This is a genomic window from Geminocystis sp. CENA526 (genome assembly GCF_050753365.1).
Taxonomy (GTDB): Bacteria; Cyanobacteriota; Cyanobacteriia; order Cyanobacteriales; family Cyanobacteriaceae; genus Geminocystis.
The window spans coordinates 154,371-164,417 of record NZ_JBLZFY010000001.1; the positions used below are offsets into that span (position 1 = coordinate 154,371).

Here is a 10,047-nt window from a genome sequence, read left to right on the forward strand (position 1 = left end):
TAATATTCTGCCCACCCTCACCTAAATTTATCCCTTACTATCACCGAAATATCTTATCCTATTGTATTTAAAAATAGAGTATTTTATTATGAATATAAAAGAACAAATTAATGCAGAAATTGAGCAATTAAATGATGAACAATTACAGGAAATTTATCGATTAGCAAAAAATCTCAAAGAATCGCAAATATCACCTAACTAAATATTTCCTCACCATCTCCATTAACTCCTCCCCGACAATGGGCTTACTCAAATAATCATCCATGCCCATGTCTAAGCATTTTTCTTTCTCTCCCTTGACAGTTCCCGCCGTTAAAGCAATAATGGGAGTATGCTCATCACTCTCTAATCGTCTAATCTCGATCGTAGCTTCATAACCACTCATAACAGGCATTTGTATATCCATTAAAATCAAATCAGGGTTTTCCTGTTGATACTTTTTCACTCCTTCCTCACCATTCATAGCAGAGATAATTACCCCATTTGGTAATAACTTTTTCAGTAATACCTTAGCTAAAGTTAAATTCACTCGATTATCTTCCACAATTAACACCGTAAAATTACCCTGAATAATCTCAGTATCACTAGAATTTTTAAGAGATTTAGCATCATTAAAATCTTTAACTCTTAACTTAGATAAAGTGAGAAATAATTGATTAATAGTAATAGGTTTAGTTTGTTGATTCTGCACATCTAACTCTTGACATAAGCGATTAATTTCTTGATCATTACTAATACTATGTAATAAAATAATCGGTAAATTGTCCGCAGAAATATTTAAACTTTTTCTGATATACCTGATAAACTCTAAACCATTAAGATTAGGTAAACTATAATCAATAATCGCTCCATCATAATCATGATTATTTGTCAGATTATCTTGAGCAGATTCTGCTGAATAATAAATATCAGAATTAATATTTTTTAAAGCTAACATTGACTCTAAAATATTACAGTTATTTTTATTATCATCAACTACCAATATTTTTTTATATTTATCTAAACCATCGTAAGTAATTTTATCTCCAAATTCAGTTTTAACCATTAAAGTAAAAAAGAAACAACTACCTTGATTAACTGCACTAATTACCTTTAATTTACTCCCCATTAAAGCTAACAATTTGTTAGAAATAGTTAACCCTAAACCTGTACCCCCATATTTACGAGTGATAGATTCATCCTCTTGAGAAAATGCCTGAAAAATTTTAGCCTGTTTTTCTGGAGAAATACCACAACCAGTATCTCTCACAGAAATCTTAATGTTAGAAAAGTAAGAATCGTCATTATCTAAAGTATTATTTTCTATTTTAATAAGTTCAAGTTTTAGCTCAATTTCTCCTGTTTCTGTAAACTTAACACTATTGCCTAAAAGATTGATTAAAACCTGTTTAATACGCACATCATCTAACCAAGCAAAACGAGGTAAAGAAGGCGGTATATTTAATAATAATTCCAGATTTTTCTCTAAGGCTTTAAAACGAATTATATCGATTACTTCTGATGCTAAATTCCAAATGTCAACTTTTTGAATAGATAATTCTAACTTTCCAGCTTCTATCTTAGAAAAATCCAAAATATCATTAATTAAATCTAATAAAATATTGCCTGATTGATGAACTAATTTTAAATATTTTTCTTGGGTAGTATTTAAAGGAGTGTCTAATAATAACTCAGAAAAGCCAATAATACCGTTTAAAGGAGTGCGGATTTCGTGACTCATATTCGCTAAAAATTCTGATTTCGCCATATTAGCTGATTCCGCTTGTTTTTTCGCTTCTAATAAATTTTCTTCTAAATTTTGCCTTTGAATGGCACTAGCAATACTATCGGCAAAACTCAATAATAAATTGATTTCTCCTTCACTCCAAACTCTCTCATTATTACAGTCATCAAAGCCAATTACTCCGATAGTTTTTTCATAGGAAACCACTGGGATATACACAAAAGATTTAATATTTTCGGCTTCTAAAAATGATTTCAAAATCACTGAATCACTTAATTGACTAATTACGCCTTGATAGGGTTGATTATTCAATACAAATTTTGCGGCTTCGGGGAAAAATGAGACAGGAATATTTTGTAATAAAGGATGCTTAATTAAGAAACTATTATCATAAATATTATACTGATATAAATTATGAAATAATATCTCTGGTTCAGTATATTCTACTTCTAAATAATAGGCTTGATCTGTTTCTATAGCTTTACATAATATAATTAAACACTGTGCGATCGAACCTAAATTTTGATCATCATTTATAGTTTTAATATTCTTAGCAGTTAACAACTCTTTGGTAGCTTGAGAAATTGCAGAAAGCATTTTTTCTTTACGGCGTAAAATTTGATTAACTTCTTTTAATTTTAGCTCAGTGTTTTTTTGTTTATTAATATCAAATAATAACCCTTCCATATAAAGAAAATTACCATTTCGATCGTAAATTCCTTTCCCTTTTTCTGATACCCAAATAATATTTTGATTAATAGTTATAATTCGATATTGAAGCTCATAAATAGTTTGTTCTTTTATGGCTTGATTAACGGTTTTACGGACATAATTAATATCATCAGGATGAGTAATTGTGGCTAAATTAATTTGATTCTCTAAAAAATGTTGAGTGGTATAACCTGTTAATCTTTCAATTTCATCACTGACAAAAAGCATTGTATAAGGCTCATCATTTAAACACTGATAAACCACTCCCGACATATTAGCAAGAATATTTTTGATTTTATTTTCGCTTTTTTGTAAAGCAATTTTATTTAGTTGATTTTCATTTATATCAGTAATAATCCCATCAATTCTAATAATTTTTCCTTGCTCATTTCTAATATTTTTACCACGATTAGAAACCCATTTAATTTGCTTATTACTATCAATTATACGATATTCTACATCATAACTATCATAATTAGCTAGTGAGTCAAAAATGACATTAACAATATCTTTATCTTCAGGATGAATTACTTTATACCAATAAGAGCTATCTTCAAACCATTTTTCATAGTCAATACCATAAATATTAACTACAGAAGGTGTGATATATAAAAGTTTATAATCAGGATAAGTTACTGACCAAATTACTTCACTCAGAGATGATAAAATACTCTGTAACTGATTTTTTGTTTCTGTTAATTCATTTTGGATAAGTTGAGAATCAGTAATATCAGTTTGTGTGCCGAACCAATACCACTTACCATTAATATCTTGATGAGGTTTAGACTGTATTCGCATCCACCGCACTTCACCATCAATAATAAACCTTACCGTTTCATTAAAGGAAAATTTATTGGTAAGGGCAATCTGATTTTTTTCAAGAAATAAGGGTTTATCTTCGGGATGGATAATATCTAGTGTAAGTTGAACATTCCTAAAAATATCTTCTGCTTGTAAATGGTTAATTTTACACCAAGCGGGGCTAACATAAGTAAATTTAAAATCCTCACCTACTTTGTAAATACCAATAGGAATAATCGAAACTAACTCATTAAATTCTTCGGTTTTTTCCTGTAGCCTTAAAGCATTTTTTTTCTCCTCATCAATATCTTGAAAAGAGCCATAAATTCTCTTACAAATACCATTTTCAAACTCAGAAGTGATAATTGCTCTTACCCAGATTTCCTTCCCCTTTGCCGTAATTAATTGCAACTCAAAACGAGAATTTTCTCCGAAATTAAGAGCTTTATTTACTGCTTCTCTAACTTTTTCTCGGCTTTCACCTTCCTTATAAAAGTTAATAGATTCTTCTAAATTTGGTTGATAATCTAAGGGTAACTCATGGATAATTTTAGTCATATCTGTCCACTTTACCTCATGGGTTTGAAAATTAACTTCCCAACCACCAATTCTGGCTAAGTCGCTAGTTTGATTTAAAAAATCTTTCGTTTGACTAAGCTCAATTTCTATTTTTTTCCTTTCGGAAATATCTTTAAAGGTGGCACAAAGACAAATTAAGTTACCGTCTTTATCTTTTACTGGTGATGCCTTAATTAATACTGGAAAAACTTCTCCATTTTTACGGATAAAATTTAATTCAACATCTAGTTTTGCACCATCAATCATCGTTTCGGCAAATTTTTGTGTAATTATATCAATTTCTTGCGGATTCCAATAAACAAAAGGAGGAGTTTGATTCAGCAATTCTTCTTGAGTAAATCCAGTCATCTCACAGAAAGCCTTATTGACTTGTATTTTTTTCCCTTCTGGAGATACGGCGGCAAAACCATCGGGTAAACCATCGAGAATAACACTAGAAAAATACTCTTGTCTTTCTATTATTTCTTCCGCCTCTTTTTGTCGAGTAATGTCATGAAACATCCCAATTAATCTTACTGCTCGATTATTTTTGATGACAGGATGCCCAGAAGCCCTTACCCAACGATGATTACCTTTGGCTGTAATAAATCGACAAGTGACATCAAAGGATTGTTTGTCTTGAATGGCTTGATTGATAGCTTCGGTAATGACACTTTGATCTTCAGGATGATAAAATTCGATACCATTAGTTTTATTATGGTCAAAATCTCTTTCTACTTCGTGAATACGGTAAACTTGATTTGTCCAAAAAGTCTTTCCTGTACTTAAATCTAATTCCCATCCGCCGACATTTGCCATTTCTTGAGCATCATTAAGAAGGGCAGTGGTGCGTTTTAGTTCAATTTCTATCTGCTTTCTTTCGGTAATGTCTCTGGCTACGGCATAAATTAAGTTGTTATGGGGTTGCGATTTCCATTCAATATAACGATAACTTCCGTCTTTGTGACGATAACGATTTTCAAAGTAATGAATTTGTTGATAATTTTGTAAGTCATTAATGGCGTTTAGGGTAGCTTCAATATCATCGGGATGGATTAAGTCTAAAAAACAAGTACCTTCTAATTCTTTAGCTGTATATCCTAATACTATTTCCCATGCAGGATTAACCCGCAAAAAGTAACCGTCTAAGTCGGCTATACATAACAAATCTAAGGCTAAGGAGAAAAACTGTTGTAAGTCTTCTTCTTTGATGGTTTTTAGGGAATTTTGACTATTTTTATCCGTTGTTTCTCCTGTCATGTCTTTATTACTTCATAACCCTTAATTTAGTTATATTTTACTCATATCTTGACTTAATAGGGAATTTTACTGAATATTTTTAGATTTTATCTTTCTTTCTCATAAGTAACATTTTGAGAATTTAAGTAATTTTACCAAGAATAAAAGGTTTTGAGTTTATGAACTAAGGTTATAATAACGAGTTTTCGATCGAGCTTAAGAAAAAGTTACATTTTGAACATATGATGAGTTTTTTATTCACATTTATTATAAATCAAGTAAAATATTAATACAACTCACTTTCGGCTTGTTGAAATTTACTCAATCTTAACTTATACATTTAAACAAAAAAAATTAATTAATTATTCGTATTAATTTTCCTGCTCAAAAAATAATGTTGATAGATTTTCCTAACACTCCTGTACCCCTTTATTCTCCCTTTTATATAAATCGTCCACCTCTGGAAGAAAATGCTTTGAGAGAAATTGAACGCATGGGTAGTTTAATTAGAATAAAAGCCCCTAAACAAATGGGTAAAACTTCTTTATTAATTAGGATTTTAGCCCATGCAAAAAAGAAAGAATATAAAACTATTTCGATCGATTTTCAAGAAGCAGAAAAAAATATTTTTAATAATTTAAACACTTTTTTGCGTTGGTTTTGTGTCAAAATTGCTAAAAGTTTAAAACTTCCACCTTTATTAAATAACTATTGGGATGAAGATATAGGAGCAAAAACCAGTGCGACTGTTTATCTTGAAGAATACATTTTAACTGAAATAAATGAGCCGATTGTTATTGCCTTAAATAAACTACATTTAATTTTTGAATATCCATTTATTGCCCAAGAATTTTTATCTTTATTAAGGTTTTGGTATGAACAAACTAAACAAGTTGATATATTTGAAAAACTTAAATTAATTATTGTTCATTCTACAGAAATATATGTGCCTTTAAATATTAATCAATCTCCTTTTAATGTCGGTTTTCCCATTGAGTTGCCTTATTTTAATAGTGAGCAAATTTATGAGTTAGCTATTACTCATCAATTATCCTTTCTTTTACCAAAAGATATTGAAAAGTTGAGACAATTTACTGGTGGACATCCTTATTTAATCAGACTAGCTTATTATCATCTATACGAAAGAAAAATAACCTTAGATAAATTATTAGAAGAAGCTAAAACACCTAAAGGAATTTATACTGATCATTTATTAAATCATTGGAATAATTTAAAGAAAAACACTGAATTATTAATCGCATTAAAAAAAATAATTAAAGGCGGAGAAAATACTTGTTTAGATTCGACAATTTTTTATCAATTAGATAGCATGGGTTTAGTTAAATGTCAAGGGAATCATTGTGAATTTTCCTGTGATTTATATAGAGATTATTTTGCTCAACAAAGCCGTGATTTAAAAATCAGAAATAATCATAATCTTATTCAAGTTAAACAATTACAAGCCGAAAATGAAGCGTTAAAAGAATTAGTGAATATAGACTCTTTAACCAAAGTTGCTAGTCGGAGATATTTTAATGAAATTTTACAAATAGAATGGAATAGAAATATGCGTGAAAATTCACTATTATCTTTAATTTTATTAGACGTTGATTACTTTAAAATTTATAATGATACCTATGGGCATCCGATGGGGGATATTTGTTTGGGAAAGGTTGCTGATGGCATAAAAAAAGCGCTAAAAAGATCAGGTGATTTAGTGGCAAGATATGGTGGAGAAGAATTTGCCATTATATTACCTAAAACAAATCAAATAGGGGCAATTTCTGTGGCTGAAAACGTCAGAAATACCATCAATTCTTTACAGATAGAACATATTAATTCTCAACTGAATGAGAAAATAGTTACTGTCAGTTTAGGAATTGCCACCATTCGCCCTCAGAAAAATACTTCAGTAAACATTTTAATTGATCAAGCCGATCGAGCTTTATATGAAGCCAAAAGACGGGGCAGAAATCAGTGTTATTTAGACTTCCAAAGAATTTAATATATAGAAATATCGATCTTTATTTAATATTTTGGGCAAAAGATTTTAAACGTAATAAATTAAAAGTTTGCAGTAGATTAAGGGGTAAAACAGAAATACCTTCTAAACGAGATTGAATCCAACCATCACCCCAACACCATTCTTGATAACCGTCAATACCACCGCTTAAAATAAACCGCACACAATTATTATTAAGATAGTCCACCTGATTCTTAATTTCGATTAAACCTAAATAACAACTAAAACTATCCCCTTGGGATAATTTTTCTGTGGTTTTTTTCGTCAAAGTAACAGGAAAACACCACTGTTTTAACTCGTTTATATTTAAAAGGCTATCCCGAAAAATAGTTTCTTTTGCTTTGACTTCAATTCTTAATTCACTTTTTTGAAATTTACCCAACATAAACCTTTTTTATTGCTAATTTAACTTATCGATCGATATTGTAAATCATTTTTCCCAAATCTTATGTCTGTCATTGCGAGGCACGAAGCAATCTCTTATTTGATAAGTATTTCTTCTAGTCTTCTAGTCTCCTTGTCTTACCCTCACCATTAAACTTAGAGGCAACAACAAAAACATCTTGCTCAATTTGCCACGATCGATGAAAATTTGATAATCTAAGCAAATAAACTTATAGCAGAAAAAATAAAGTGAGTATTATAATTGGTCGTGGTAAACAAGCCCGTAGAGCTTATGGTATAGATGAAATCGCCCTAGTACCGGGTAATAGAACATTAGATCCAGCTTTAGCGGATACCCGTGTTACCATTGGCGGTATTGAAAGAGAAATCCCCATTATTGCCAGTGCTATGGACGGTGTAGTGGATGTTAAAATGGCTGTATTGTTATCAGAATTGGGATCATTAGGAGTTTTAAACTTAGAAGGAATCCAAACTCGTTACGAAGACCCTAATCCCATTTTAGATCGCATTGCCTCCGTGGGCAAATCAGAATTTGTGGGTTTAATGCAGGAATTATACAGCGTACCCGTCAAACCTGAGTTAATTAAACAAAGAATCACGGAAATTAAACAACAAGGAGGCATCGCCGCCGTTAGTTTAACCCCTGCTGGTGCTAGTCAATACGGTAAAGTGGTAGCCGAAGCAGGAGCGGATTTAGTGTTTATTCAAGCTACAGTGGTTTCCACAGCCCATTTATCCCCTGAAACCGTTACACCTTTAGATTTAGCTAGTTTCTGTGCAGATATGCCCATGCCTGTTATTTTGGGTAACTGCGTTACTTATGATGTAACCATGCAATTATTAAAAGCAGGGGCTTCTGGTATTTTAGTAGGAATTGGACCGGGGGCGGCTTGTACTTCTAGGGGAGTTTTAGGGGTAGGTGTACCTCAAGCCACTGCTGTGGCAGATTGTGCCGCCGCTAGGGATGATTTTGAGAGGGAAACGGGCAAATATATTCCTGTTATTGCCGATGGTGGTATTATTACGGGAGGAGATATTTGTAAATGTATCGCTTGTGGTGCGGATGCGGTTATGATTGGTTCGCCTATTGCTCGTAGTGCTCAAGCTCCGGGTAGAGGTTTCCACTGGGGTATGGCAACTCCTAGCCCTGTTTTACCTCGTGGTACTAGAATTAATGTCGGTACAACTGGTTCGATCGAAGAAATTTTACGAGGACCTGCTAAACTAGATGATGGTACTCATAATCTACTGGGTGCATTAAAAACCAGTATGGGAACATTAGGTGCGAAAAACATCAAAGAAATGCAGGAAGTGGAAGTAGTTATTGCACCCTCTTTGTTAACCGAAGGTAAAGTCTATCAAAAAGCTCAACAATTAGGGATGGGTAAATAATTGAATGAGGAATGAGGAATAAGGAATAAGGAATTAAATATTAGACTTCGACCATATTGATGATTTTACCATCGTAGAACAGGTATCTTGCCTGTATTTTTGAAGATGTCTATTAGATGTGTCCTAGCTTATTAATAAACCAAGATGTCAAAGATATTAGTATTAGTTTGAGTGGGAGTAACTCCGTTGGTAAAGTTAGCAATTAATTCATAGTTATTGGTTGTATTACTAGGATTAGGATCATAAAATAGGGATGCTTCTGGTACATTTGGATCATTTCCATTTGGAATAACGGCGACAATTTTAGCCGTAGCAGTTATTAACTGTGCGTTTAAATCAACGACTGTCGTAGCAGTTACTTGTTCATAATCGGAGTCGTGTAATCGGTAAAATCGTCTGTTGCTGGTAAATAAGTTGGATTGAACAGCTAAATTAAAAGATAGTGGTCTTGCAGGATTGATTCGGTTAGTATTGTTTCTAGTTAAATCAAAATTATTGGCATTTCCATTTAAGACAATTTTATCTAAACCTTTGGTAAAGTCTAGAACGGTATCACCAATGTGATTGGTATTTCTCCAGACAAACCAGTCAATGAAAGCATCCCCATTAACACCTCCATTGCCTCCTGCTAAAGTATCTCTACCTCCTCCACCGACTAAAATATCTGAACCGTCACCTCCAATCAGAGTGTCTCTACCTCCTCCTCCGTCTAAATAATCATGCCCTGTGCCTCCAAAAAGATAATCTCTGCCACCTCGCCCAAATAATCGATCGTCTCCACTACCTCCGTCTAGGGAATCATTACCATCACCTCCATCGAGATAGTCATTTCCTGCCCCCCCTATCAAGGTATCATTGCCATCATTGGTATAAGTAGCATTTGGTTGTCCTCCATAAAGGCTATCATTTCCGTTACCACCTTCAATAAGATCATCTCCTCTCAGTCCATAAATAATATCATCAAAATTTGTGCCAATTAATTTTTCTGTATAGAATAACCCGGGTAGTAACGCTGTTCGGTTTGTGCCGACTATAAGTGCCATAATTTTTATCCTCTAAGTGATCTAAATTTCATTATGACAGATTATTTAGGGTCTGCTGAAAAAGTATTTTGATGAGGGTAGGTATCAGGCATCACCTGAGTTCGATATAAGATGATGAAGATAAGAGGGGGAAGAGGGGGAAGAGGGGGAAG

The 10,047-nt window shown here is 32.5% G+C and carries 5 protein-coding genes; 2 read left to right on the forward strand and 3 right to left on the reverse strand.

All coding sequences use genetic code 11. The features are described from left to right. Positions 1-190: 190 nt before the first annotated feature. Positions 191-5,053 carry a PAS domain-containing hybrid sensor histidine kinase/response regulator gene (locus ACN4EE_RS00730; protein WP_431704472.1) on the reverse strand — a complete coding sequence of 1,621 codons (4,863 nt, stop codon included), beginning with the start codon at positions 5,051-5,053 and terminating at the stop codon, positions 191-193. A 373-nt stretch (positions 5,054-5,426) separates the two neighbouring features. Between ACN4EE_RS00730 and ACN4EE_RS00735 the strand changes: the two genes are divergently transcribed. Next, on the forward strand, positions 5,427-7,037 hold the full coding sequence (locus ACN4EE_RS00735) for an AAA-like domain-containing protein (RefSeq protein WP_431704473.1): 1,611 nt from the start codon (positions 5,427-5,429) through the stop codon (positions 7,035-7,037). A 19-nt stretch (positions 7,038-7,056) separates the two neighbouring features. Here the strand turns inward: ACN4EE_RS00735 and ACN4EE_RS00740 are convergent, their stop codons facing one another. Continuing rightward, positions 7,057-7,440 (reverse strand): hypothetical protein, encoded by a 384-nt coding sequence (locus tag ACN4EE_RS00740; RefSeq protein ID WP_431704474.1) that lies wholly within the window; start codon positions 7,438-7,440, stop codon positions 7,057-7,059. 248 nt (positions 7,441-7,688) lie between these two features. Here ACN4EE_RS00740 and ACN4EE_RS00745 point away from each other — a divergent pair, with 248 nt between their 5' ends. Continuing rightward, positions 7,689-8,852: a GuaB3 family IMP dehydrogenase-related protein gene (locus ACN4EE_RS00745; protein WP_431704475.1), complete on the forward strand. Its 1,164-nt coding sequence runs from the start codon at positions 7,689-7,691 to the stop codon at positions 8,850-8,852. A gap of 131 nt (positions 8,853-8,983) precedes the next feature. Here the strand turns inward: ACN4EE_RS00745 and ACN4EE_RS00750 are convergent, their stop codons facing one another. Next, positions 8,984-9,895: a calcium-binding protein gene (locus ACN4EE_RS00750; protein WP_431704476.1), complete on the reverse strand. Its 912-nt coding sequence runs from the start codon at positions 9,893-9,895 to the stop codon at positions 8,984-8,986. Positions 9,896-10,047: the final 152 nt, after the last annotated feature.

Excerpts from the sequence above, each read along its gene's own strand:
- ACN4EE_RS00750 (WP_431704476.1), bottom strand. The coding sequence starts at position 9,895 with ATGGCACTTATAGTCGGCACAAACCGAACAGCGTTACTACCCGGGTTA.
- ACN4EE_RS00730 (WP_431704472.1), bottom strand. The coding sequence starts at position 5,053 with ATGACAGGAGAAACAACGGATAAAAATAGTCAAAATTCCCTAAAAACC.
- ACN4EE_RS00735 (WP_431704473.1), top strand. The coding sequence starts at position 5,427 with ATGTTGATAGATTTTCCTAACACTCCTGTACCCCTTTATTCTCCCTTT.
- ACN4EE_RS00740 (WP_431704474.1), bottom strand. The coding sequence starts at position 7,440 with ATGTTGGGTAAATTTCAAAAAAGTGAATTAAGAATTGAAGTCAAAGCA.